This window comes from Stenotrophomonas sp. SAU14A_NAIMI4_8, from assembly GCF_003086695.1.
Classification (GTDB): Bacteria; Pseudomonadota; Gammaproteobacteria; order Xanthomonadales; family Xanthomonadaceae; genus Stenotrophomonas.
In genome coordinates this window covers 1376864-1399851 of sequence record NZ_CP025999.1, presented here as the reverse complement: position 1 = coordinate 1399851, position 22988 = coordinate 1376864, and the positions used below count along the sequence as shown (strand labels likewise).

Below are 22988 nucleotides of genomic sequence, written 5' to 3'. Positions count from 1 at the left end.
TAGTCGACTGACAGTCGACTCTACCGCCGGTATCCCGGTCGCTACCGGTGTACGTGGCCATGATGGCCCTGCGCATCATGGTCGTGGTCATGATCATGGTCGTGCGGGTGTTTCGGCGGCTGCCCACAGGCCTCGCCACAATGGTCGGCCTCCACCTGCAGGGTTACGTGCTCGATGCCGAATTCATCATGCAGGCGGTCGCTCAGCGTGCGGCGCAGGGCGTCGGCGTCGCTGTCTTCGCGCATCACCACGTGTGCGGTGAGCGCCGGCGTGCTCGAGGCCAGCGCCCATATGTGCAGGTCGTGCACATCCAGCACCGCCTCGTGGTCGCCCAACCGTTCGCGTACCCGCGCCACATCGGTGCCCTTGGGCACGCCTTCCAGCAGCACGTTGATCGCCTCGCGCATCAGCACCCAGGTGCGCGGCAGCACCCACAGGCCGATCAGCACGGCCAGGATCGGGTCGATCGGCTTCCAGCCGGTCCAGCGGATCAGCAGCGCGCCCACGATCACCGCCACCGAACCGAGCATGTCGGCCCACACTTCCAGGTAGGCGCCCTTCACGTTCAGGCTTTCGCCGCTGCCGGCCTGCAGCAGGCGCATGGAAATCAGGTTGATCACCAACCCGATCGCGGCGATCACCAGCATGCCGGTCGAGGCGATCTCCTGCGGCTGGCGGAAGCGCTCGATCGCTTCCCACAGAATGTAGGCGGCCACCACGAACAGCATGGCGCCGTTGATCATCGCGCCCAGCGCTTCCAGCCGCGCATAGCCATAGGTGCGCCGCGCATCCGGCGGCCGCCGGCTCAGCCGCACCGCCACCAGCGCGATCATCAGCGCCAGCGTATCGGTGGCCATGTGCGCCGCGTCGGACAGCAGCGCCAGGCTGTTGGTCCAGAACGCGCCCACCACTTCCACCAGCAGGAAGGTGGTGGTCAGCCCCAGCGCCCACCACAGCGGCTTTTCATGGCGGATTTCGGACGGCAGGTGATCGTGGTCGTGGCCCATGGCGAAGTTCCTGTGCAATGCGGTCAGGCTACGCCGCGCAGGCGCGGGAGACTATTGCGCTGTTTATAACATTGCAGTGCAGGCCACCCCTCACGCGCGCCGCGCAGGCTGCACCGCACGTAAACTGGCTGCGCAACCGCGCTCAACCGCGCACGCCCGCAGCCGATACCGCTACGCCGCCTTACACCGCTCGAGAACACCGTGGACACACCCCATCTGGACGATGCCAGCCAACCGCTGGCCGAGGCCTGGCAGCACAGCCTGCAGCAGGCCGGCCCGGCTGCCACCGCACTGCTGCATCGCGTAGCCAGCGATGCCCCGCCGCTGCTGGCGCAGCGCTTCTATGAAGTCTTGCTGGACGATGCGCGCGCCCGTCGCTTCCTGTCCCACGAACAGGTGAAGCATCGCCTGCAGCCGGCCATGCAGCGCTGGCTGGTGCAGCTGCTCACCACGGACGCCGGCGCGGTCGCCAGCGCCGTTGCGGCGCAGCGGGTGATCGGCGATGTGCACGCGCGCGTGGGTATTCCGGTGGATCTGGTCACCCGCGGCGCACGGGTACTGAAACACGATCTGTTCGCACGGCTGCGGGCGCAGGCCAGCGACAGCACCACCGCATTCGCTGCCATCACCTGCCTGAGCACGGTAATGGACATTGCCATGGAAGGCATGACCCTGGCCTACACCCATGCCCGCGAGCGTTCATCGCGTACCGATGCGGCCTATCGCCTGTTCTCGCTGGTGCAGAACGTGAGTACCGAACGCGAGCGCCAGCGCGCCCTGCTGCTGGATTGGGAAAACGCCCTGCTGTACACGCTGGCAGGCCATGCCAGCAGCAGCGACAGCGCCAGCCTGGCCACCTCCGAATTCGGCCTGTGGTTCACCCACAAGGGCATTCCCAGCTTTGGTGAAAGCAGCGAAACCCAGCAGGTGGGGCAGCTGATCGCCCGCATCGACAGCGGGCTGCAGCACGCCATCGCAGACAACCCTGCACAGCGTCTGGCGCAGCTGCCGGCCATCCGCGAGGACCTGGCCAGCATCCGCACGCTGATGACCCTGTTGTTCGAGCGCATCGGTGAACTGGACGCCGGCAGTGACACGCTGACCAATCTGCTCAATCGCCGCTTCCTGCCCACCGTACTGCGCCGCGAGATCGAACTGGCCACCCGCCACCAGACCCCGTTCTCGCTGCTGCTGCTGGACCTGGACCACTTCAAGGCCATCAATGATGGCCACGGCCACGATGCCGGCGACCGCGCCCTGCAGCACGTGGCCACGCTGCTCAGCCAATCCACCCGTGGCAGCGACTACCTGTTCCGCTACGGCGGCGAGGAGTTCGTGGTGGTGCTGGTGGCCGCCAGCCAATCGCAGGCGGCGGTCATTGCCGAAGGCCTGCGCCGGCAGATTGCGCAATCGCCGGTCGCGCTGGCCGATGGCACAGTGCTGTCGTTGAGCGCCAGCATCGGCGTGGCCGGCCACGATGGGCACCCCGATTACGAACGCCTGATGGCACGTGCGGACGCGGCGATGTATGCGGCCAAACGGGGCGGCCGCAACCGCGTGGTGGTGGCCGATGCTGCATTGCCCGAACCGCCGGGACGGCGCCCACAGCCGCGCTGAAGCAGGCGCGGCGCCGAACGCACGTCACTGCGCCGCGCTTCGACCCTCGGCGCGGCGCCAGAACGCCCACCAGCCCAGCGCCAGCAGGGCAATGGCCGCGCCCGCCGCACACACGGCGGTCCAGCCCCAGCGCATCTGCAACCAGGGGCCCAGGGCCCCGCCCACGCCGCTGCCCAGCGCATAGAACAGCATGTACAGCGCCACCAGGCGCCCATGCTGCTGTGGCGGCGCGCGCAGCAGCAGGGCCTGGTTGGATACGTGCAGCGCCTGCCCGCCAAGATCCAGCACCACCACGCCCAGCAGCAGCAGCGCGATCGACTGCGGCAGGCCCAGCAGCGGCCACCAGGCCAGCAGCATCAGCAGCAACGCCGCCAGGCTCACGCGATGGGCGAACCCGCGGTCCATCCACTGCCCCACGCGCGCGGCCAGCGCGGCGCCGAACGCACCGGCCAGGCCCAGCGCACCGATGGCCGCCGTGGACCAGCCCAGCGCGGGCGCCGACAACGGCAGCGGCACCGCGGCCCAGAACACGTTCAGCCCCGCGAACAGCAGCAGCGCCAGCGGACCGCGTTCGCGCAGCGCCGGGTTGCCACGCAGCATGGCGAGCATGCCGGCATACAACGCACGCACAGACGGCAGCACCGCCGGTGCGGGCATGGCCGGCAGCCGTCGCCACAGCAGCAGCCCCACCGTCGCCACCATCACGGCAGACAGCAGGTACACCGCGCGCCAGCCGGCCAGCGCGGCCACGCTGCCCGACACCACGCGCGCCAGCAACAGGCCGATGAACACCCCGCCCTGCACCATTCCCACCGCGCGCCCCTGTTCGTTCTCGGCGGCCAGGCCGGCGGTGCAGGCAATCAGCCCCTGGGTCAGCGCCGTGCCCAGCAGCCCCACCAGCACCATGCCCAGCAGCAGCCCTATGGAGCTGTTCGCCGCTGCCAGACCCAGCAGGGCCAGCACCAGCGCGCCCATCTGCAGGCGCAGCAATCTTCGGCGATCCAGCCGATCGGCCAGCGGCAGCAGCACCAGCAAGGCCAGCACGCTACCGGCCTGGGTGGCGGCCACCACCCACCCGGCCACCGCGGGCGCCAGCGCAAACGCACGGGCCAGCTCGGCCAGCAGGGGCTGCGCGTAATAGACATTGGCCACGCTGGCGCCAGCGGCGATGGCCAACAGACCCCGCAGCGAAGAAGAAAGGGACGAGGGCATGATTGTGGTTTCATTTTGCAACCAGATGCACGGTAGCGATTCCGGTTTTAAACTGCAACCAGATTCCGGAGTCGCCCATGCACGCTGACAGCCCCTGCCCCGTTGCCCGCACCGTCGATCTGCTCGGCGACCGCTGGGCCCTGCTGATCCTGCGCGATGCCTTCGACGGCGTGGCCCGCTTCAGCGACTTCCAGCGCAGCCTGGGTGCGGCCCGCAACATCCTCAGCGACCGCCTGCGGCGCCTGCTCGACGCCGGCCTGCTGCAGCAGCAGCCTGCCGCCGATGGCAGCGCGTATCACGACTATGTGCTGACGGCCGCCGGCCAGGACCTGTTTCCGGTGCTGGTGGCGCTGCGCCAGTGGGGCGAACGCCACTGCTTCGCGGCCGGCGAAGCACATTCGCTGCTGACCGAGCGCAGCAGCGGCCACGCCCTGCCCTACATGCAGCCGCGGGATCACAACGGCCAGCCGCTGCCCGCGCACGCCACCGTGGTGCGCAAGCTGTAGGCGGTGGCATCCCCCGAATGGGGGACTCGACAGGGTCACCGGCGTCAAATAGCATTCAATTGCAATTGCACTCGGTTCTCATTGACATCGGCAATGGCCGCTCCTACCTCTCCTTCTGCTGCCGGCGCTGCGCCGGCCAAGCGCGTGGCGCGCGGTAACGGTCATGGCCTGCTGTGGGCACGCGGGCTGCTGGCGCTGCTGGGCGGTTACGCCGTGGCCGCCTGCTGGGCCGCCGCACTGGCGCGTCTGCTGCCCGGCGCGAAGGCCGATGCCACCCTGGTGGCCACCATGGCCGCGTTCGTGGTCTACGCACTGGCCGCCATCTGGGCCTACGCCGCGCGCAGCACCCTGCGTGCCGCCGTGGGTCTGCTGGGCGCGGGCGCTCTGGCTGCGCTGATCGCCTGGCTGTTGCGCGGGAACATCGCATGAGCAGCGCCGACAACCTGGGCGGCATCCGCCAATCGCAATCGGTGCTGCACACCTGGTCGGGCCTGGTGGTCGGCTGGGTGCTGTTCCTGATCTTCATTGCCGGCACCGCCTCGTACTGGAAGGAAGAACTGACCCGCTGGATGCAGCCGGAAATCGGCCTGCCCGCCGATGCCAGCACCGCCGTGAACCAGGCCCAGCAGTTCCTGGCGCGCACCGCACCGGACGCGCAGCGCTGGAGCATCGAACTGCCCGATTCACGCAGCAGCGCCACCGCGGTCAGTTGGCAGCCCAAGGGCGAGAAGGAACGCCGGCGCGGCCAGCGCAATCCCAACCAGGCCACCCTGGATGCCAACGGCACGCCCGTGCAGGTGCGCGAAACACGCGGCGGCAACTTCTTCTACCGCCTGCATTTCGATCTGCACTACGTGCCGGTGCTGTGGGCGCGGTGGTTCATCAGTGCCTGTTCCATGCTGATGCTGGTGGCGATCATCAGCGGTGTCATCACCCACAAGAAGATCTTCACCGACTTCTTCACCTTCCGCCGCGGCAAGGGCCAACGCACCTGGCTGGACGGCCACAACGCGCTGGCGGTGCTGTCGCTGCCGTTCCATCTGATGATCACCTACACCGGTCTGATCACCCTGATGACCCTGTACATGCCGTGGGCGGTGGATGCGAACTACCCCGGTGGCCGCGATGCGTTCTTCGCCGAACTGTTTCCGCGCGCGGAAAAGGTCGAGCCCAGTGGCGTGGCCGCTGTGCCGCCCACGCTGGCCCAGGTGCTGCGCCGCGCGGAACTGCAGTGGGGCGGTGGCCATGCCGCGTCGCTGCAGATCGACCAGCCCGGTGATGCGTCCATGCGCATTGCCGTGCGCCGCCAGCAGGCCGACCAGATTGCCGGGGCCAACGACACGCTCACCTTCGACGCACGCGGCGAACTGCTCGATGCTGCCCCGCCGCGCTCGGCCGCCGTTATCACCCGCGACGGCATGATCGGGCTGCACGCCGCACGTTTCGCACCCACCACGATGCGCTGGCTGTTCTTCCTGTCCGGCGTGGCCGGCACGCTGATGGTCGCCACCGGGCTGGTGCTGTGGACGGTGAAGCGGCGCACCCAGTTGCCGGATCCTGCGCGTCCGCATCTGGGTTTCCGTATTGTTGAACGGCTGAACATCGGCTTCGTCAGTGGCCTGCCGGTGGCCATGCTGGCCTTCCTGTGGGGCAACCGCCTGCTGCCTGTGGAACTGGCCAACCGCAGCGATGCCGAAGTGAAGGTGTTCTTCTACGCATGGGCGGCCTGCCTGCTGCACGCGCTGCTGCGCCCGGCCCGTCGCGGCTGGGTGGAACAACTGGCCGTTGCCGGCGTCTTGGCGCTGGGCCTGCCGCTGTACAACCTGGTGGTCTGGCAGGGTGGCGCGATCACTGCGCTGGCCAACGGTGATGGCGCCCGGGCCGGCATCGACATCGGCCTGCTGCTGATCGGCGCCAGCCTGCTGTGGGCCGCACGCAAGGTGCATCGTTTCGTGCCGGCACAACGCAAACCACGCGCCGCACGCACGGCCCAGGCGGCCGAGGCCAGCGCATGAGCGCGCTCGCCCTGCTGCTGGCGGCCTTCGGCTTCGTCTGCCTGGCGCTGGCGATGGAACGCCACCATCGCGACGTCACCGGCCATGCACCGGCCGCGCCGCGCCGCCGCGTGCTGCGCCTGCTGGGCGCGGCCGCGCTGGCGGGCAGCCTGGCACCCAGCATCGCGGCCTGGGGCGTTGCCCAAGGGTTCGTGGGCTGGTGCGGCGTGCTCGCCGCCGGCGCCGGAGCCATGGTGCTCTGGCTCAGTTTCCGCAGCCCGGCCAAGCCGGCGCCACGCCCGTCTTCCCGTTCCTGAACTAGAAAGGTCATTCCATGAAGCACACGCACTCTGGCGCCCTGCGCCGGAACGCCCTCGCCTTGTCACTCGCCTGTGCCGCCGCGCCGGCACTCGCCCAGGATGCCGCGCCGACCACCACCGAACTGGACCGGGTGATGGTGACCCAGCGCACCGAGGGCTACCAGGTATACGGCACCAACACCGCCACCAAGCTGCCGCTGACCCTGCGCGAGACGCCGCAGTCGCTGACCGTGTTCACCCGCCAGCGCATCGAGGATTTCAACCTCATCACGATTTCCGAAGTGCTGCAGCAGACGCCGGGCGTGACCATCCAGTCGTATGACAGCAACCGCACGCTGTTCAACGCGCGTGGCTTTGCCATCAACAACTTCATGTTCGATGGCATTCCCACCAACTACACCACCGGCGCCGGCGGCAACTCGATCCTCAGCGACACCTCCATCTACGAGCGCATTGAAGTGGTGCGCGGCGCCAGCGGCCTGGTCACCGGCTCGGGCAACCCGTCGGCCACGGTGAACATGCTGCGCAAGCGCCCGACCGAAACCTTCCAGGCCAGCACCAGCCTCAGCGCCGGATCGTGGGATTACAAGCGCGCCGAAGTGGATGTGTCCGGCCCGCTCAGCAAGAGTGGCCGCGTGCGCGGGCGCTTCGTCGGTGCCTACACCGACAAGGAAAGCTGGGTGCGATTCCAGCATGACAAATCCCCCAGCCTGTACGGGGTGATCGAAGCGGACCTGACCGACAGCACCCGCCTGCGCGCGGGCATCGATTACCTGAAGACCGGTTCCGACGGTGGCGCCTGGAGCGCCTCGCCGCTGTACTTCCGCGATGGCAGCCGCGCGCACATGCCGCGTTCCTACAGCGCCGCCGCGCGCTGGAACGAATGGAACCGCGAAAGCACCAACTACTTCGCCACCCTGGAACAGCAGTTCGGCGCCGGCTGGAGCGGCCGCCTGGCCTACAACCACCGCGCCACCGATACCGATTCGCTGCTGCTTGCCGGTTCCAACACCGGCAACTGGGCCGACCCGGTCACCGGCCTGGGCCTGCGCATTGCCGATACCTATTCGGTGTCGGAAACCCGCGAAGATGCCTTCGACCTGTACACATCCGGTCCGTTCCAGCTGTTCGGCCGCTCGCACGAACTGGTGGTGGGCATCAACCACTACGACCGTGACCTGGACACCATCCGCGCCGGCATCACTTCGCGCCCGTACAACGTAGCCGCCTTCCCCAGCATCTTCAGCTGGGACGGCAACATCGGCAAGCCGACCACCTACAACAACGGCATTCCGTCCAGCACGGTGAACACCACCGAGACCGGCTACTACGCCGCCGTGCGCCTGAACCCGATCGACCCGCTGAAGATCATCGCCGGCGCGCGCTATTCCGATTACCGCACCACCACCGACAACTACAACACCGACGGTGTGTTCACCAGCCGCAGTGCGCGCACCACCGCCCATGAGCTGACCCCGTACGTGGGCGTGCTGTACGACCTGAGCAGCAGCATCACCGCCTTTGCCAGCTATTCGGACGTGTTCCAGGCCACCGCCCGGCGCGACATCAACAACCAGCTGCTGGACCCCACCACCGGTGGCAACTACGAGTACGGCCTGAAGGCCGACTTCTTCGGCGGCCGCCTGTACGCGGCGTTGAACGGCTTCTACATGAAGCAGGACAACGTGGCCGAGCTGGACCCGAACGGCGGTGAGATCAAGCTGCCCGATGGCAGTTCGCCGTACATCGCCAGCCGCGGCATCACCACAAAGGGTGGCGAGTTCGAAGTCTCCGGTTCGATCAACGACCACTGGAGCATGACCGGCGGCTACACCTACAGCTACAGCAGCAACCCCGATGGCAGCCGCTTCGCCAGCACCAGCCCGATGCACCTGGCCCGCTTCAACACCACCTGGACCCATGGCCAGTGGACGCTGGGCGGCGGTGTCAGCGTGCAGAGCGAGATCTACCAGATGCAGCCCATCCCCACCGGGCGCTTCAATGCCAACGGCACCCCGGTTACCGCCACCGGCAAGATGAGCCAGGGCGGCTACGTGCTGTTCGACCTGATGGGCCGCTACCGCATCAACGACAACCTGAGCGTGGGCGTGACCGTCACCAACCTGTTCGACAAGGTCTACTACCGCAACGTCGGCTTCTTCAACTCCGGCTATTGGGGTGAACCGCGCCGCGTGCTGTTCAACCTGCGCGCGAAGTTCTGAGCAACGGCGTAGCATCAGGGGCGGGCCTTCGGGTCCGCCTTTTTTTTTGCCCGCCAAGGAAATACCCCATGCTGCACCGTGCCCTGTCCCGCCCTGCCCGCCTGCTGCTGCCACTGGCCCTGCTGCTGGGCACGCCGCTGCTGCAGGCCCGCGAGGTAGCCACACCGGCCGAGCACGTGGATGCCGATGGCCCGTATGTGTTCCGCGTGGGGGAGCAGCTGCGCGCGCAGTGGATCTGTGGTGACCAGGTGCAGATGCGCACCCTGCCCGCCACTGCCAGCGGCACCGATTTCAGCCCGCAGTGCGGCTACACCCACAGCGTGCACGTGGCGCCGCCGGCGGCACCCTCGGTTTCGGTACTGCCGGCCGCACCGCGCATCGTTGCCCTGTCCGATATCCATGGCCAGTACGGCCTGCTGGTGCGCCTGCTGCGTGCCAACAAGGTGATCGATGCGCAGGACCGCTGGGCGCTGGGCACCGACACCCTGGTCATTGCCGGCGATGTGTTCGACCGTGGCCCGCAGGTGACCGAGGCGTTCTGGCTGCTGTACGGCCTGCAGCAACAGGCCGCGGCCGCCGGTGGCGCGGTGCACTTCGTTCTGGGCAACCATGAAACCATGGTGCTGTACGACGACCTGCGCTACGTCAACGCCAAGTACCTGCGCAGCGCACAACTGCTCGGCCGCAGCTACCCGCAGCTGTACGGCGCCGATTCGGTGATCGGGCAGTGGCTGCGCACGCGGCCGGTACTGCTGAAGATCGGCGACACCCTGTTCCTGCACGGCGGCATTTCGCCCGACGCGGTGGAACTGGCGCTGGACCCGGCCGCCACCAACCACGCCTACCAGGCTTCGCTCGGCACGCCGAAGGCAGAGGTAAAGGCCAACCCGGCCACTGCTCCGCTGTACGACGGCAAGACCAGTCCGATCTGGTACCGGGGCTATTTCGACGGGCGCCTGGATGCGCAGGGCGTGCAGGCCGTGCTGGACCGCCTGCAGCTGAAGCGCATCGTGGTCGGCCACACCTCCATGCCGCACGTGAGCACCTTCCACGGCGGCCGGGTGATCGCCATCGACAGCAGCATCAAGAACGGCGAGAACGGCGAACTGCTGTTCATTGAAAACGGCACGCTGAGCCGTGGCCTGCTGGATGGAAGTCGCGTATCGCTGGCCGAAGGCGTTCCCGGCGTGGATGGCTGACCGTCGGTAGAGTCGAGCTTGCTCGACTGCTTCGGTTCTGGCATTTCGTGCAGTCGAGCAAGCTCGACTCTACGGCTGGCACGTCATCGGCAAAGCGACGCGGCCCTTGAGCAGGAATATATGAATCATATATGATTCATATATTCCCTTCCGAGAATCCGCCATGGGCATCGTCAACATCGATGACACCCTGCACGACCAGCTGCGCCGTGCCTGCTCCGTGTCCAGCCGCTCCATCAACGCCCAGGCCAACTTCTGGATCCGCGTCGGCATGCTGTGCGAACTGAACCCGACCCTGAGCTTCCAGGACATCGTGGCCAGCGAACTGCGTGCCGCCGGCGTGCAGCCGCCGCTGCTGGCACCCGGCCAGGCCTGAGCCATGGGCATCATCAAGCGCCCCGACGAGATCGCGCTGATGGCCGAATCCGGGCGCCTGCTGGCGCAGGTGTTCGCCGCACTCGACGCGTTGCCGCTGCTGGGCCGCAGCACGATGGAGATCAACGATTTCGTCGAACGCATGATCGTCGATGCGCTGCACGCGCGGCCGGCCAGCAAGGGCCAGTACGGTTTCCCGTTCGTGCTCAACACATCCATCGACAACGTGATCTGCCACGGCGTGCCCAGTACCGATGACGTGCTGCGCAATGGGCAGATCGTCAACCTGGACATCACCCTGGAAAAGAACGGCTACATCGCCGATTCCAGCACCACCTACCTAGTGGGTGAGGTCGACTACGCTGCGCGCAGGCTGGTCAGCACGGCCTACCAGGCCATGTGGAAAGGCATCGCCGAAGTCCGCCCCGGCGCGCGACTGGGTGATATCGGCCATGCCATCGCCCGCCATGCACGCAGCCACGGCTACAGCGTGGTGAAGGAATATTGCGGCCACGGCATCGGCCAGGAAATGCACGAAGAGCCGCAGATCCTGCACTACGGCCACGCCGGAACCGGCATGGCGCTGGAAGAAGGCATGGTGTTCACCATCGAACCCATGCTCAACCAGGGCAAGCCGGCCATCCGCCAGCAGCCTGACGAATGGCCGGTGTACACGCGCGACGGCAAACTGTCGGCGCAGTTCGAACACACCGTGGCGGTGACCGCCAGCGGCGTGCGCGTGCTGACACTGCGCCCGGGCGAACGCCCGCTGTGCCCGGTGGATGCGCCTTAAAGCGGGCGCTGCTGCATCGGCGCCGCGGTGCTTTCACTGCGCGCGCGAGTGGCCAGCGGCTCACGTACGCGCTGCGCCAGGTAGCCCAGGCTGGCGGCCAGGATGAAGGTGTAGCCCAGCAGCTCGGTGGTTTCTTCGATGGTGTTCTTGAACACGCGGATGTACTGGTCACCCAGCAGGCCCGTCCACAACGAGGTCATGCCGATCAGGCGCGAGTAGAACAGCAGCAGCACCAGGCCAATGGTCATGACCGTGCCGGCGCGCGAGGTGAGGAAGCGCACCAGACCGGCCACGGCACCGCGCCAGTCACGGCTGGCCCAGGCCAGCGAACCGACGATCAGCAGGGTCACCGGGTACTTCCAGAACCCGTGCGCGATCAGGTCCAGCGCCTCGTCCATCTCGCGCAGGAACATGCAGGCGAACAGGGCGGCGGCCAGCACCGCGAAACCCCGGTCCTCGACGCGGCGCCACGCCAACCGCGCGAACGCCAGCACGCTGGCCGCCAGGAAGCCTTCCTGGGTCAGTTCCACCAGCGACCACTCGCCTACCGCGTCGCCCAGCCAATGGATGTCCAGCCAGGCCAGCAAGGGCGGCAGGGTCACCATGAAGCCGAAAAGGAAGGTGCGTCCCAGGTGGGACAGCAGGAGGCGGAGATCATTCTTCATTACGTACTACCTGCGCCGGAAGCGGCGAAACTGCGGAAAACAAAGGCGACAGGGGGCAGGTCCACGAACGGGCCCGCGCGGCGAGTCGCGGCGATTCGTTATTGTCTCGTTAAAGGCCGCGCCTGACGACCGCACCAATGGAATGGAGAGGTCCGCCTGCGCATGCAGCGCGCGATGTCAGCAGGCAATCCAGTAATCGACCTGGAACAACCGCCCCTGCGCATCGAAGCGCAGGTCATAGCGCTCCTCGAAGAGGCCGCGCGGATCGGCGGTCACATGCACGGTGCCATCGCTGGCGTGCGCGCGCGGCAATGGCACCCGCGCGCCATGCGCGAACTGGCCTACGCCCTCCACCTACAACGGCTTCACGGCATACCGACTAATTTTTGCCGGACACTTTACGGATGACGGACCCACGTGCATCGGCATCGCCCCACCCCGTGGCTGCAACGCGCAGGCGTGCCCCTGCTGATCTGTGCGCTGTGGCTGCCCACAGCCGGCGGCGCGCAGCCCCTGCCTGACAGCGCGGCACCACCGGCACTGGACTGGGAACAGGCGCGGCAACGGCTGGAACAGGTGTCCGACGCGCTGGCCGCCGCCGATGCCGGCGTGCGCAACAAACAGGAACTGCAGGAAGCCACCCGCCTGCTGCGTCTGCCCGAGATCACCGGCGAAGTGCGCCGCCTGCAGTTCCAGAAGACCCTTACCCTGCCCTTGGGCTCGCTGGCACCGGTGGCCGAGGCCTATGGCATCGACTCGCCGTTGACCTTCACCGAACGCGACTGGCGCACCCGCCCGGTGGTGACCGCGGTACTGCCGCTGTACACCGGCGGGGTGATTCCCGCGGCGCAGCGCGCGGCCAGCGCCGCCAGCGAACAGGCCAGCGCCGAGCGCGAAGCGCAGCGCCAGTCGATCACCGTGCAGCTGGCGCAGGCCTACTTCGGCCAGCGCCTGGCCGAACAGGCGGTGGACGTGCGCCGCGATGTGCGCGACGGGCTGGAACGCCATCTGTCCGATGCACAGAAACTGGAACGCGAAGGCTTCGCCACGCGGGCCCAGCGCCTGCAGGCCACCGTGGCCCGCGACAAGGCCGAACGCGAGTACCAGAAGAGCGTGAACGATCTGGCCACGCTGCAGGCCGCCCTGGCCACCCTGCTGCGCAGTGGCGGCCAGGTCCGCCCCACCTCGCCGCTGTTCGTGCAGCGCGCGCCGCTGGAGCCGGTGGTCAGCTTCGAACGCACCGCGCAGGCGCGGCAACCGCAGATTGCACGCCTGCGTGCGCTGGTGGCGCAGGCCGAGCAAGGCGTGCGCGTGCAGCAAGCCAAACTGAAACCGCAGATCTTTGCCTTCGGCCAGTACGATTTCCGCCGCCGCGATGAAATGCTGACCGACCCGGACTGGGCGTTCGGCATCGGGCTGAAGTACACCTTCCTGTCGCCCAACTCGCGGCCGGCGCAGATCGGCGCGGCGCGAGCGCAGCAGGACCAGGCCGAGGCCGGCCTGCGCGAAGCCGAAAACCAGGTCGCGCTGGGCGTGCGCAAGGCCTGGAACGAACTGGAAACCGCCCGCCAGCAGTTCGTGCTGCTGGACAGCAGCATTGCCCAGGCACAGGAAAACCTGCGCCTGCAGGAACTGGCGTTCCGCGAGGGCCAAGCCACATCGCTGGACGTGATCGATGCACGGCTGGGCCTGGGCGGCGCCCGCGTGGAGCGTTCGCAGGCGGCGTACCAGTACGACGTGGCGCTGGCGCAGTTGCTGGAGATCAGTGGCCAGATGGACCGTTTCGAAGACTACCGGCGGCGCGCGGACGAGGTGATCGACCATGAGTGATGTATTGCACGATGACGCAGCAACGCCACCGGGCAAGCGCCGTACCGGCCTGATCCTGGTGGTGGTGTTGCTGCTGGTGGTGGTGCTGGGCCTGTGGCTGGCGTGGCGCAGCCCGGCCGACCAGATCCAGGGCATGGCCGACGCGGACACACTGAACGTGGCCGCCAAGATCACCGCCCGCGTGGCCGAACTGAAGGTACGCGAAGGCGACCGCGTGCAGGCCGGGCAGATCGTGTTCCTGCTGGACAGCCCGGAAGTGGCGGCCAAGGAACAGCAGGCCCACGGTGCGCTGGCCGCCGCCCAGGCGGTGGCCGACAAGGCCGACGAAGGCGCGCGCCGCGAAGACATCCGTGCCGCCGAAGCCAACTGGAAGCGCGCCGAAGCCGGTGCAACCCTGGCCGAGGCCACCGCCGGCCGCGTGCAGAACCTGTTCAACGAAGGCGTGATGACCCGGCAGAAGCGCGACGAAGCCCACGCCCAGGCCACCAGCTCGCGCGAACTGGCCCGTGCCGCGCGCGCGCAGTACGACATGGCCCTGGCCGGCGCACGCGAACAGGACAAGCGTGCCGCACAGGGCCAGGTACAGCAGGCACAGGGCGCGGTGGCCGAAGTCAACGCCGCCCGTGCCGAAGTGGAAGGCCGCGCCCCGGTGGCCGGCGAGATCAACAAACGCATGGCCGACCCGGGCGAACTGGTGCCGGCCGGCTTCCCGGTGTTCACCCTGGTCGACATCGATCGCATGTGGGTGTCGATGAACCTGCGCGAATCGCAGATGCAGGGCCTGAAGGTCGGCAGCCGCCTGCAAGGCCGGATTCCCGCGCTGGAAAAAGACGCGGCTTTCGAGGTGTACTTCATCAATCCGGCCGGTGACTACGCCACCTGGCGCAGCACGCGCCAGTCGTCGGGCTACGACGTGCGCAGCTTCGAAGTGCGGGTACGCCCGGTGCAGCGTGTCGAAGGCTTCCGGCCCGGCATGAGCGTGCTGTTCGCATGGCCGCAGGACTGAACCCGGACAGTACCGGCATCGGCGCTGCATGTCGGCGCGAACTGCGTGCGCTGCGCAGCAACCGTGCCGACCTGGCCCTGGTCACCTTGCTGCCACTGCTGATGCTGGCGGTGATGGCCTGGATGTTTTCCGCATCGGTCATGCGCGATGTGCCCATTGCCGTGGTCGATCTGGACCACAGCAGCGACAGCCGCCTGCTGCTGCGCATGCTCGATGCCAGCCCCGGCGTACGCGTGGCCACGCAACCGGTCAGCCTGGACGAAGCACAGGCGCAGCTGCGCAGCCTGCAGGTGTTCGCGGTGGTGCTGGTGCCACGCGATGTCACCCGCCAGGCGCTGCGCGGGCGCCAGGGCACGGTGTTCGCCTATTACAACGCCACCTACATGACCACCGGGCAGTCGGCCGCGCGCGATATCGGCGATGCGGTATCGGCCTGGGGCGCGCGCCTGCTGCGCGAACGCATCGGCCTGCAGGTCGGCCCCGGCAAGCTGCGCGCCGCGCCCATCGCCGTGCAGTCGGACATCCTGTACAACCCGGCGCGCAGCTACGAACTGTTCCTGCTGCCGCTGATCTTTCCGGCGGTGTTGTCGCTGGTGCTGGCCTTGGCCGTGGCCGGCAGCCTGGGCCGCGAGATCCGCGATGGCACGTTGCGCGCTTGGCTGGAGCGCACGCCATGGTCGGCGCTGCTGGGCAAGATCGCGCCCTACGTGCTGCTGTTTTCCATGTACGGCGCCGCAGGTGTCGCCTACCTGGCGTGGCTGCGCGGCGATGGCATTGCCGGCAGCGTGCTGTTGCTGCTGCTGGCACAGCCGCTGTTCTACCTGGCCACCGCCAGCTACGCGCTGTTCTTCGTCGGCGTCACCCGTGACATGGGCACCGCACTGTCGGCGGTGGGCCTGAGCATCGGCACCGCACTGGCCTTTTCCAGCGCCACGTTCCCGGTCATCGATGCGCCGCTGTTCACCCGCATCTGGCACCTGCTGCTGCCGCTGAGCGCCTACATCAAACTGCAGACCCAGCAGCAGTTCGTCGGTGCGCCGCTGGCGGTATCGCTGTGGCCACTGGCCACCCTGCTGCTGATGATCGTGGTGGCCGGCGGCATCGGCGGCGCACGGCTGATCGCCTTCGCCCGCAGCACACCGGCCACGCAAGCGGCCAGGGCCAGCGCATGAACGCGGTGTGGCGCAGCCTGCGCCAGACCCTGTTGGCCGTGCTGCTGGACCGCTACGCCATCGTGGTGATGGTCGGCGCGGTCATCCTGTACTCGTTCTTCTACCCGGCCGCGTATCGCCACCAGGTGGCCGGCGATCTGCCCGTGCTGGTGGTGGACGAGGACCACAGCGCCACCAGCCGCGAACTGCTGCGCACGCTGGATGCGCTGCGCGTGGCACGGGTGGTCGGGCAACCGGCCGATATCGAAAGCGCACGCCAGCAACTGGAAGCCGGCCACGCCGAAGGCATCGTGCTGATTCCGGCGAACCTGGAGCGCGACATCCTGCGCGGCCACCCCGCCAAGCTGGTACTGCTCGGCAACGGTGCCTATCTGGGCCGCGCCAGCTGGGTACTGGGCAGCGTGGCCGATGCGCTGGGCGCGTTCGGTCGCGATGCGGCCGTCACCCAGGCCGCCTTCATGGGCGCCCCGCAGGCACCACCGGTCACCTTGGTGCAGCGGCCGCTGTACAACACCCAGGAAGGCTACGGCAGCGCCATCGTGCCGGGCGTGGCCGAACTGATCGTGCACCAGACCCTGCTGATGGGCATCGGCGTGCTGCTGGGCGGCCGCCGCCTGGCGCTGGGCCGGCGCCTGCGCTTCGACCGCCCCACCCTGCTGGGCATGGCGCTGGGCTTTGGCCTCATCGGCCTGTTCGGGTTGTTCTACTACGCCGGTTTCACTGCCTGGGTGCAGGACTACCCGCGCGGCGGCAACCCGCTGGGGCAACTGCTGGGCGGCACGTTGTTCATCGCCGCCACAGTGGCCTTCGGCCTGTTCGTGGGCAGCTTCTTCCGCACCCGCGAACGCGCGTTCCAGTACGTCATCGCCACCTCCATCCCGCTGTTCTTCCTGGCCAATCTGTCATGGCCGGCGGTGATGACCCCAACGCCGCTGGTCTGGCTGTCGCAGCTGCTGCCCACCACCGCCGGCATCAACCTGATGGTGCGCCTGACCCAGATGGACGCCAGCCTGGCCGATGTCCGCCACGAACTGATCACCCTGGGTGGTTTGCTGATGCTCTATGGCACGCTGGCCTACCGGCGCCTGCACGGCGGCGCGCCACGCAGTTCCGACTAATCCTTGCTGTCGTCTGGCGTGTACCAGAACGGAATGCGGTACTCACGGCGGCGGTCGGGCCCTGTGCTCTCGCCCTGCGCATGCCAGACCAGGTGCAGGTCATGCCGGCCCGGCGCCAGGCCCTGCAACGGCAGATAGCCCACCAGCCCGCGCATTTCCAGGTCGCGGCGCTCGAACGGCACGAAGTCGGCCAGCGCCACCGGCTTGCCGTCCAGGGTGATGGTCCAGATCAACGCCAGGCAGTCCACTGCCGCACGTGCCGCCGGCGCACCCTCGGCGCTGTTCTCGCCCCCGGGCAAGGCAGTGCAGTAGCGCCGAGCCAGCGGATTGTCGCGCTGCGGGCGATGCGGAATGAACAGCCGCAGGCGCGAACTGCTGATCGTATCGGCCGGAATCATCGGGTAGGCCAGCAGCTGGTCGTGCGTCGAACGTAGTGATTCGTAGTGCGCGCTCAGCATGCCGTTGTCCACCGCCTCCTCGGTCAGCACCTGGTAGCGGTTGAACAGCGAGAACTTCACCGAACCGGCCACCTGCACCGCCGCCAGCACCATCGCCACGCCAATGGCCAGCAGGTAGCCCACCATGAACGAGCGCGAGCGCAGGTTGCTCTGGATGGTCAGCTGCATGGTCTGCATCAAGCGCAGCAACGGCACCCGCTGCATGCCGGCCAGGAAGCGCTGCAGCGCGCGTTCCAGCCCCTCGCTGGCGCGGCCACGTGCGTGGCGGCGGGCGATGGCCTTTTCCAGCATGAAGGGCACGAAGGCCAGCGCCAGCAGGCTCCCCAGGCACGCGCCCACCACCGCCATCGCCACCTGGTCCGAACCACCGGCCAGGAAGGCGATCAGCATCGCAACGGCCAAGGTCACCATGGCCAGTACCAGGGTGCCGGCCAGGGTCTGCACGCAGATCAGCGTGGTGGAAAACAGCAGCGTGGCCAACCGATCGGCACGCTGGATGCTGCTGTCCAGGCCGCCGTCGCGCGCGCGCAGGAACGCACGCGACACCGGCCCCATCTTCTGCAGCGCGGTCCAGTCGATGCCCTCGGGGAAATGCGATTTCAGCCCGACCAGGCCGATCCAATAACCGCGCACGGTCAGGTGCGCGATCAGCGCCACTGCCAGCACGTAGCACATGCCCACCACCGTACTGAAGGCAAACCAGAGCAGCTGGAAGTACATGCCTTCGGTATGCAGGCTGCTGCGCGCCCAGGCATCGAACAGATAACCGGGCACGGCCAGCAGGGCGAACGCCAGCAGGCCGGAAATGAACAGCTCCAGCTCGTCCGCGCGCTCGCGCAGCCGGCTGAAGCGGGTGTTCGCTTCCGGCTCGGCGTGGGTGGGTGTGGGCACGGCTTGCGGCGCAGCAACGGGGGATTCGTTCACAGCGCGTTCATCCTTGGAAGTTGGCGCAGTATAGGGCGCCACCCGGCCCGGTGGTACGCCCGCGCAAACGAAGAACGCCGGCACAAGGCCGGCGTTCGGGTACTGCAGGTGGAAGGGACTACAAAGGGTTTATCGGTACACGCGTTCGCAGCGGCGCTCGACCACACGGTCGCCGGTCTTGCTCTGGTGGTTGCCCTGGATCTGGCGACCGGCAGCACCGCCGGCCACGGCACCGGCCACGGTGGCCAGCTTCTTGCCGTTGCCGCCGCCCACCTGGTTACCCAGCAGGCCACCCACCACCGCACCGGTGGCGGTACCGGTAATGCGGTTCGGGTCACGAGAATTGCGCTGCACTTCTACGTTCTTGCACACCACGCGGCTGCCGTCGTTGAACTTGCGGCCTTCATCGCGCGGGCCATAAGTCTGTGCACCGGCCACCGACGACGCTGCCAGAAGGCTGCCCAGCAGCAGTACGCGGATAGAAGTATTCATGGCGGTCTCCTGTGTTGCGGTATGGCGCAAGTGTCTCGTGGGCGGTGGCAACCACAGGTGAAATCCAGATCACTGCGCGCTGAACGGCCATGTGCGGTTCATCTACGCCGCGCCGCATTGCTACAGTGATGAAACCGTGGACCGAGACCCGTGCATGCACAACGATGCGCCGCTGGAACTGGTGCTGGAAGGCAGTGCCGTGCATGACATCGCCAGCTTCTACGCCGAGATCAACCGCGTCTTCATGGCGGGCGAAGACTGGCAGCTGGGGCCAAGCCTGGATGCGCTGGACGACCTGCTGTACGGCGGCTACGGGGTGCTGGCCGGGCACGCCACGGCAACACTGGTCTGGAAGGACATCGCCCACACGCGCCACGCGCTGGGTGAAGCCACCACCCGGGCGTGGCTGCAGGACAAGCTGGACAACGCCGCCGCGTTCAACACCGCGGCCATCACGCGACAACTTCGGGCACTGCAGCGCGGCGAAGGCGAAACCTACTTCGAGATCGTGATGGAGATCTTTACCGGGCATCCGAACATCAGCCTGCAGATGCAGTGAGGGCGCCTGGCGGGGGCGCGCCGAGCCACCCCTAGCCGTTACCATGGGCAGCCCTGTACCCGTCTCCGCCCTGCGGCCTGCCCGCGGCGGACACCCCAGATCCACGAGCCCCATGTCCAAAGACAAGTCCGCCGAACACACCCCGCTGATGAAGCAGTTCTTCGCAGCCAAGTCCGACTACCCGGACCTGCTGCTGTTCTTCCGCATGGGCGACTTCTACGAGCTGTTCTACGACGATGCGCGCAAGGCGGCGCGGCTGCTGGACATCACCCTGACCCAGCGCGGCAGCTCCGGCGGCGCGCCCATTCCGATGGCCGGTGTGCCGGTGCACGCCTACGAAGGCTACCTGGCGCGGCTGGTGGCGCTGGGCGAATCGGTGGCCATCTGCGAACAGATCGGCGACCCGGCGCTGGCCAAGGGCCTGGTGGAACGCAAGGTGGTGCGCATCGTCACCCCCGGCACCGTCACCGACGAAGCGCTGCTGGACGAGCGCCGCGACACCCTGCTGATGGCGCTGTCGCGCAGCAAGCAGGGCTATGGCCTGGCCTGGGCCGATCTGGCCGGCGGCCGCTTCCTGGTCAACGAAGTGGAAACCGACGACGCGCTGGAAGCCGAACTGGCCCGCCTGGAGCCGGCCGAACTGCTGGTGCCCGACGAAGAAAACTGGCCCGAGTTCCTGCGCCAGCGCACCGGTGTGCGCCGCCGCGCGCCGTGGCTGTTCGATGCCGACAGTGGCCGCCGCCAGCTGCTGGCCTTCTTCAAGCTGCACGACCTCAGCGGCTTCGGTATCGACGACAAGCCGCGTGCCACCGCTGCCGCCGGCGCCCTGCTCGGCTACGTGGAAGAAACCCAGAAGCAGCGCCTGCCGCACCTGACCTCCATTGCGATGGAAACCGCCGGCGAGGCGATCGCGATGAACGCCGCCACCCGCCGCCATCTGGAACTGGACACGCGGGTGGACGGCGATACCCGCAACACCCTGCTGGGCGTGCTCGACAGCACGGTCACGCCGATGGGCGGCCGCCTGCTGCGGCGCTGGCTGCACCGCCCGCTGCGCCTGCGCGATGTGCTGGTACAGCGCCACCATGCGGTGGAAACGCTGATCGACCGCGGCAGCGATGCGGACATCCGCGAACAGTTCCGCCGCCTGGGCGATCTGGAACGCATCCTGACCCGCGTGGCGCTGCGTTCGGCGCGTCCGCGTGATTTTTCCACCCTGCGCGATGGCCTGGGCCTGCTGCCGGCCGTGCGCGAGGTGCTGGCACCGCTGGATTCGCCGCGCCTGCAGACCCTGCACGCCGCGCTGGGCGAGCACGACGAATGCGCGCACCTGCTGGCCAGTGCGATTGCCGAAATGCCGCCGCTGAAGCTGAGCGATGGCGGTGTGCTGGCCGATGGCTTCGATGCCGAACTGGACGAGTTGCGCCGCCTGTCCACCCACGCCGACCAGTTCCTGGTTGACCTGGAACTGCGCGAGCGCGAGAGCAGCGGCATTCCCACCCTGAAGGTGGGCTACAACCGCGTGCACGGTTACTACATCGAAATCAGCAAGGGCCAGTCCGATCGCGCGCCGGTGCACTACACCCGCCGGCAGACGCTCACCAATGCCGAGCGCTACATCACCGAAGAACTGAAGGCGTTCGAGGACAAGGTGCTGTCCGCGCGCGATCGTTCGCTGTCGCGCGAAAAGTACCTCTACGAACAACTGCTGGACACCCTGGGCAGCCAGCTGGAACCGCTGAAGCAGTGCGCCGCCGCACTGAGCGAGCTGGACGTGCTGGCCGCCTTCGCCGAACGCGCACAGGCGCTGGACTGGGCGCGCCCGGAACTGCAGGCCGAGCCCTGCCTGAAGATCGAACGCGGCCGCCACCCGGTGGTGGAAGCGGTGCGCGAACAGCCCTTCGAACCCAACGATCTGGACCTGCACCCGGACCGTCGCATGCTGGTCATCACCGGCCCGAACATGGGTGGTAAATCCACCTACATGCGGCAGAACGCGCTGATCGTGCTGCTGGCCCATATCGGCAGCTTCGTGCCGGCCAGCCGCGCCCTGATCGGCCCGATCGACCGCATCCTCACCCGCATCGGCGCCGGCGACGACCTGGCCCGCGGGCAGTCCACCTTCATGGTGGAAATGGCCGAAACCAGTTACATCCTGCACCACGCCACCGCGCATTCGCTGGTGCTGATGGACGAGATCGGCCGTGGCACGTCCACCTACGACGGCCTGGCCCTGGCCGATGCGGTCGCGCGCCACCTGGCCTACCAGAACCGCTGCTACACGCTGTTTGCCACCCACTACTTCGAACTGACCGCGCTGGCCGACGAGCAGCACGAAGGCGGTGCCAGTGGCATTGCCAACGTGCACCTGGATGCGGTCGAGCATGGCGAGGCACTGGTGTTCATGCACGCAGTGAAGGACGGCCCGGCCAACCGCAGCTTCGGCCTGCAGGTGGCCGCGCTGGCCGGCCTGCCGCGCGCCACCGTGGCGCAGGCACGGCGCCGCCTGGCCGAGCTGGAACAGCGCGGTGGCGAAAGCCATGCGGCCGCCGTGGCCCCGCAGGCGCTGGATGCACCGCAGCAGTTCGGCCTGTTCGCCGCGCCCTCGAACAAGGCGCAGGAAGCGCTGGCGGCGATCGATCCGGACGAGCTGACCCCGAAGCAGGCGCTGGAAGCGCTGTACCGGTTGAAGGCGTTGTTGTAACGGCCCCCGCCGGGCATGGCCCGGCGCTACCAGGTCATGTGCCGCCGGGCATGGCCCGGCGCTACCGGTCGGCATGGCGCCCGTCCCGGCGCCATGAACCCTTCGCATTTCCGTCGTGTACCCGGCGTTATGCTCGGGCGGTCCTTCCTTCACTGAACGGAGACCGCCATGAATACCCAATCCCTCGCCGCATCCCTGTTCCAGCAACTGCAGCAGGGCCAAGGCCTGCAGCAGGTATCGCAGCAGCTTGGCCTGGACAGCGCGCAGACCAGCCAGGCCGTGGGCAGCGCCCTGCCCCTGCTGCTGGGCGCCATGGGCCAGAACGCCAGTGAACCGCAGGGCGCGCAGTCCCTGCTCAATGCCCTGCAGCGCGACCACAGCGGCGGCGGCGGCTTTGACCTGGGCGGCATCCTCGGCGCGGTGATGGGCGGCGGTGGCAGCGGTGCCACCGACGGCGCCGGCATCCTCGGCCACGTGTTCGGCGGCCAGCAGCCGCAGGCGGCCGCGGCCCTTGGCCAGAAGACCGGGCTGTACAGCGGCACCTCCGGCAAGCTGCTGGCGATCCTCGCCCCCATCGTCATGTCGTTTTTGGCGCAGCGGTTTGCCCAGCAGGGCAATGCCTCTGAACTCAGCAGTGCGCTGGGGCAGGAAGCGCAGAGCGGCGGCGGTCTGGGCAGCCTGCTGGGCGGCGTCCTGGACCAGGACGGCGATGGCCAGTTCGGCGCCAGCGACCTGATGAAACTGGGCGCCGGCCTGTTGAAGCGCTGATCGGCCACGATCGTCCTATGCAGACGGCACCATAGGTCACCACTATC

At 67.9% G+C, this 22988-nt stretch carries 22 protein-coding genes; 16 read left to right on the top strand and 6 right to left on the bottom strand.

The genetic code is table 11. The features are described from left to right. Positions 1 to 41: 41 nt before the first annotated feature. Positions 42 to 1007, bottom strand: coding sequence for a cation diffusion facilitator family transporter (locus C1930_RS06490; protein ID WP_108771351.1), 966 nt, complete (start codon positions 1005 to 1007; stop codon positions 42 to 44). 201 nt (positions 1008 to 1208) lie between these two features. Here C1930_RS06490 and C1930_RS06485 point away from each other — a divergent pair, with 201 nt between their 5' ends. Beyond that, positions 1209 to 2624 (top strand): diguanylate cyclase, encoded by a 1416-nt coding sequence (locus C1930_RS06485; protein ID WP_108771350.1) that lies wholly within the window; start codon positions 1209 to 1211, stop codon positions 2622 to 2624. A gap of 24 nt (positions 2625 to 2648) precedes the next feature. Here the strand turns inward: C1930_RS06485 and C1930_RS06480 are convergent, their stop codons facing one another. Then, positions 2649 to 3836, bottom strand: a complete 1188-nt coding sequence (locus C1930_RS06480) for an MFS transporter (RefSeq protein WP_108771349.1) — start codon at positions 3834 to 3836, stop codon at positions 2649 to 2651. Between the two features lie 77 nt (positions 3837 to 3913). On the opposite strand from C1930_RS06480, the gene C1930_RS06475 reads away from it, so the two are divergent. From C1930_RS06475 to map, 8 genes are all read left to right on the top strand, one after another. Beyond that, positions 3914 to 4342 carry a helix-turn-helix domain-containing protein gene (locus C1930_RS06475; RefSeq protein ID WP_108771348.1) on the top strand — a complete coding sequence of 143 codons (429 nt, stop codon included), beginning with the start codon at positions 3914 to 3916 and terminating at the stop codon, positions 4340 to 4342. 93 nt (positions 4343 to 4435) lie between these two features. Then, positions 4436 to 4771 carry a DUF3649 domain-containing protein gene (locus C1930_RS06470; protein ID WP_199912411.1) on the top strand — a complete coding sequence of 112 codons (336 nt, stop codon included), beginning with the start codon at positions 4436 to 4438 and terminating at the stop codon, positions 4769 to 4771. Then, complete coding sequence (locus C1930_RS06465) at positions 4768 to 6357, top strand: PepSY-associated TM helix domain-containing protein (RefSeq protein WP_108771347.1); 1590 nt, start codon at positions 4768 to 4770, stop codon at positions 6355 to 6357. Before C1930_RS06470 ends, C1930_RS06465 begins: the two co-directional genes overlap by 4 nt. Beyond that, on the top strand, positions 6354 to 6653 hold the full coding sequence (locus tag C1930_RS06460) for a DUF3325 domain-containing protein (RefSeq protein ID WP_108755729.1): 300 nt from the start codon (positions 6354 to 6356) through the stop codon (positions 6651 to 6653). Before C1930_RS06465 ends, C1930_RS06460 begins: the two co-directional genes overlap by 4 nt. A gap of 17 nt (positions 6654 to 6670) precedes the next feature. Next, positions 6671 to 8878 carry a TonB-dependent siderophore receptor gene (locus tag C1930_RS06455; protein WP_108771346.1) on the top strand — a complete coding sequence of 736 codons (2208 nt, stop codon included), beginning with the start codon at positions 6671 to 6673 and terminating at the stop codon, positions 8876 to 8878. 68 nt (positions 8879 to 8946) lie between these two features. Further along, the gene (locus tag C1930_RS06450; RefSeq protein ID WP_108771345.1) at positions 8947 to 10077 is read left to right on the top strand and encodes a metallophosphoesterase; all 1131 of its coding nucleotides are present in this window, start codon (positions 8947 to 8949) and stop codon (positions 10075 to 10077) included. A 163-nt stretch (positions 10078 to 10240) separates the two neighbouring features. Then, on the top strand, positions 10241 to 10453 hold the full coding sequence (locus tag C1930_RS06445; protein ID WP_108748994.1) for a ParD-like family protein: 213 nt from the start codon (positions 10241 to 10243) through the stop codon (positions 10451 to 10453). A gap of 9 nt (positions 10454 to 10462) precedes the next feature. Beyond that, complete coding sequence (gene map / locus C1930_RS06440; protein WP_199912432.1) at positions 10463 to 11245, top strand: type I methionyl aminopeptidase; 783 nt, start codon at positions 10463 to 10465, stop codon at positions 11243 to 11245. On the opposite strand, the gene C1930_RS06435 is transcribed toward map, so the two are convergent. Beyond that, the gene (locus C1930_RS06435) at positions 11242 to 11910 is read right to left on the bottom strand and encodes a hypothetical protein (RefSeq protein WP_108771343.1); all 669 of its coding nucleotides are present in this window, start codon (positions 11908 to 11910) and stop codon (positions 11242 to 11244) included. The two genes, map and C1930_RS06435, sit on opposite strands and share 4 nt — an antisense overlap. Before the next feature lie 177 nt (positions 11911 to 12087). Continuing rightward, positions 12088 to 12264, bottom strand: a complete 177-nt coding sequence (locus tag C1930_RS20180; protein ID WP_159093560.1) for a hypothetical protein — start codon at positions 12262 to 12264, stop codon at positions 12088 to 12090. Positions 12265 to 12390: 126 nt separating this feature from the next. Here C1930_RS20180 and C1930_RS06430 point away from each other — a divergent pair, with 126 nt between their 5' ends. Genes C1930_RS06430 through C1930_RS06415 form a run of 4 tightly spaced genes read left to right on the top strand, consistent with a single transcriptional unit; the run spans position 12391 to position 17036 of the window. After that, a complete protein-coding gene (locus C1930_RS06430; protein WP_234412772.1) occupies positions 12391 to 13740 on the top strand; it encodes a TolC family protein in 1350 nt (449 codons plus the stop codon). Then, the gene (locus C1930_RS06425) at positions 13733 to 14746 is read left to right on the top strand and encodes an efflux RND transporter periplasmic adaptor subunit (RefSeq protein ID WP_108771342.1); all 1014 of its coding nucleotides are present in this window, start codon (positions 13733 to 13735) and stop codon (positions 14744 to 14746) included. The genes C1930_RS06430 and C1930_RS06425 overlap by 8 nt, the downstream gene beginning before the upstream one ends. After that, complete coding sequence (locus C1930_RS06420) at positions 14731 to 15918, top strand: ABC transporter permease (protein ID WP_108771341.1); 1188 nt, start codon at positions 14731 to 14733, stop codon at positions 15916 to 15918. The genes C1930_RS06425 and C1930_RS06420 overlap by 16 nt, the downstream gene beginning before the upstream one ends. Then, positions 15915 to 17036 carry an ABC transporter permease gene (locus tag C1930_RS06415; protein ID WP_108771340.1) on the top strand — a complete coding sequence of 374 codons (1122 nt, stop codon included), beginning with the start codon at positions 15915 to 15917 and terminating at the stop codon, positions 17034 to 17036. Before C1930_RS06420 ends, C1930_RS06415 begins: the two co-directional genes overlap by 4 nt. On the opposite strand, the gene C1930_RS06410 is transcribed toward C1930_RS06415, so the two are convergent. Together C1930_RS06410 and C1930_RS06405 are read right to left on the bottom strand one after the other, a co-directional pair. Further along, positions 17033 to 18418, bottom strand: coding sequence for a hypothetical protein (locus tag C1930_RS06410; protein WP_108771339.1), 1386 nt, complete (start codon positions 18416 to 18418; stop codon positions 17033 to 17035). The genes C1930_RS06415 and C1930_RS06410 overlap by 4 nt on opposite strands. Positions 18419 to 18547: 129 nt before the next feature. Next, a complete protein-coding gene (locus C1930_RS06405; protein ID WP_108752523.1) occupies positions 18548 to 18910 on the bottom strand; it encodes a glycine zipper 2TM domain-containing protein in 363 nt (120 codons plus the stop codon). A gap of 154 nt (positions 18911 to 19064) precedes the next feature. On the opposite strand from C1930_RS06405, the gene C1930_RS06400 reads away from it, so the two are divergent. The 3 genes from C1930_RS06400 to C1930_RS06390 all read left to right on the top strand — a co-directional run bounded on the left by C1930_RS06400 (position 19065) and on the right by C1930_RS06390 (position 22941). Then, positions 19065 to 19469 carry a barstar family protein gene (locus C1930_RS06400; RefSeq protein WP_108772545.1) on the top strand — a complete coding sequence of 135 codons (405 nt, stop codon included), beginning with the start codon at positions 19065 to 19067 and terminating at the stop codon, positions 19467 to 19469. Between the two features lie 112 nt (positions 19470 to 19581). Continuing rightward, positions 19582 to 22173, top strand: a complete 2592-nt coding sequence (mutS, locus tag C1930_RS06395; protein ID WP_108771338.1) for a DNA mismatch repair protein MutS — start codon at positions 19582 to 19584, stop codon at positions 22171 to 22173. Between the two features lie 168 nt (positions 22174 to 22341). After that, positions 22342 to 22941, top strand: a complete 600-nt coding sequence (locus C1930_RS06390) for a DUF937 domain-containing protein (RefSeq protein WP_108771337.1) — start codon at positions 22342 to 22344, stop codon at positions 22939 to 22941. Positions 22942 to 22988 lie beyond the last annotated feature (47 nt).

Excerpts from the sequence above, each read along its gene's own strand:
- C1930_RS06490 (WP_108771351.1), bottom strand. The coding sequence starts at position 1,007 with ATGGGCCACGACCACGATCACCTGCCGTCCGAAATCCGCCATGAAAAG.
- C1930_RS06480 (WP_108771349.1), bottom strand. The coding sequence starts at position 3,836 with ATGCCCTCGTCCCTTTCTTCTTCGCTGCGGGGTCTGTTGGCCATCGCC.
- C1930_RS06475 (WP_108771348.1), top strand. The coding sequence starts at position 3,914 with ATGCACGCTGACAGCCCCTGCCCCGTTGCCCGCACCGTCGATCTGCTC.
- C1930_RS06470 (WP_199912411.1), top strand. The coding sequence starts at position 4,436 with ATGGCCGCTCCTACCTCTCCTTCTGCTGCCGGCGCTGCGCCGGCCAAG.
- C1930_RS06465 (WP_108771347.1), top strand. The coding sequence starts at position 4,768 with ATGAGCAGCGCCGACAACCTGGGCGGCATCCGCCAATCGCAATCGGTG.
- C1930_RS06460 (WP_108755729.1), top strand. The coding sequence starts at position 6,354 with ATGAGCGCGCTCGCCCTGCTGCTGGCGGCCTTCGGCTTCGTCTGCCTG.
- C1930_RS06455 (WP_108771346.1), top strand. The coding sequence starts at position 6,671 with ATGAAGCACACGCACTCTGGCGCCCTGCGCCGGAACGCCCTCGCCTTG.
- C1930_RS06450 (WP_108771345.1), top strand. The coding sequence starts at position 8,947 with ATGCTGCACCGTGCCCTGTCCCGCCCTGCCCGCCTGCTGCTGCCACTG.
- C1930_RS06445 (WP_108748994.1), top strand. The coding sequence starts at position 10,241 with ATGGGCATCGTCAACATCGATGACACCCTGCACGACCAGCTGCGCCGT.
- C1930_RS06435 (WP_108771343.1), bottom strand. The coding sequence starts at position 11,910 with ATGAAGAATGATCTCCGCCTCCTGCTGTCCCACCTGGGACGCACCTTC.
- C1930_RS06425 (WP_108771342.1), top strand. The coding sequence starts at position 13,733 with ATGAGTGATGTATTGCACGATGACGCAGCAACGCCACCGGGCAAGCGC.
- C1930_RS06420 (WP_108771341.1), top strand. The coding sequence starts at position 14,731 with ATGGCCGCAGGACTGAACCCGGACAGTACCGGCATCGGCGCTGCATGT.
- C1930_RS06415 (WP_108771340.1), top strand. The coding sequence starts at position 15,915 with ATGAACGCGGTGTGGCGCAGCCTGCGCCAGACCCTGTTGGCCGTGCTG.
- C1930_RS06405 (WP_108752523.1), bottom strand. The coding sequence starts at position 18,910 with ATGAATACTTCTATCCGCGTACTGCTGCTGGGCAGCCTTCTGGCAGCG.
- C1930_RS06400 (WP_108772545.1), top strand. The coding sequence starts at position 19,065 with ATGCACAACGATGCGCCGCTGGAACTGGTGCTGGAAGGCAGTGCCGTG.
- mutS (WP_108771338.1), top strand. The coding sequence starts at position 19,582 with ATGTCCAAAGACAAGTCCGCCGAACACACCCCGCTGATGAAGCAGTTC.
- C1930_RS06390 (WP_108771337.1), top strand. The coding sequence starts at position 22,342 with ATGAATACCCAATCCCTCGCCGCATCCCTGTTCCAGCAACTGCAGCAG.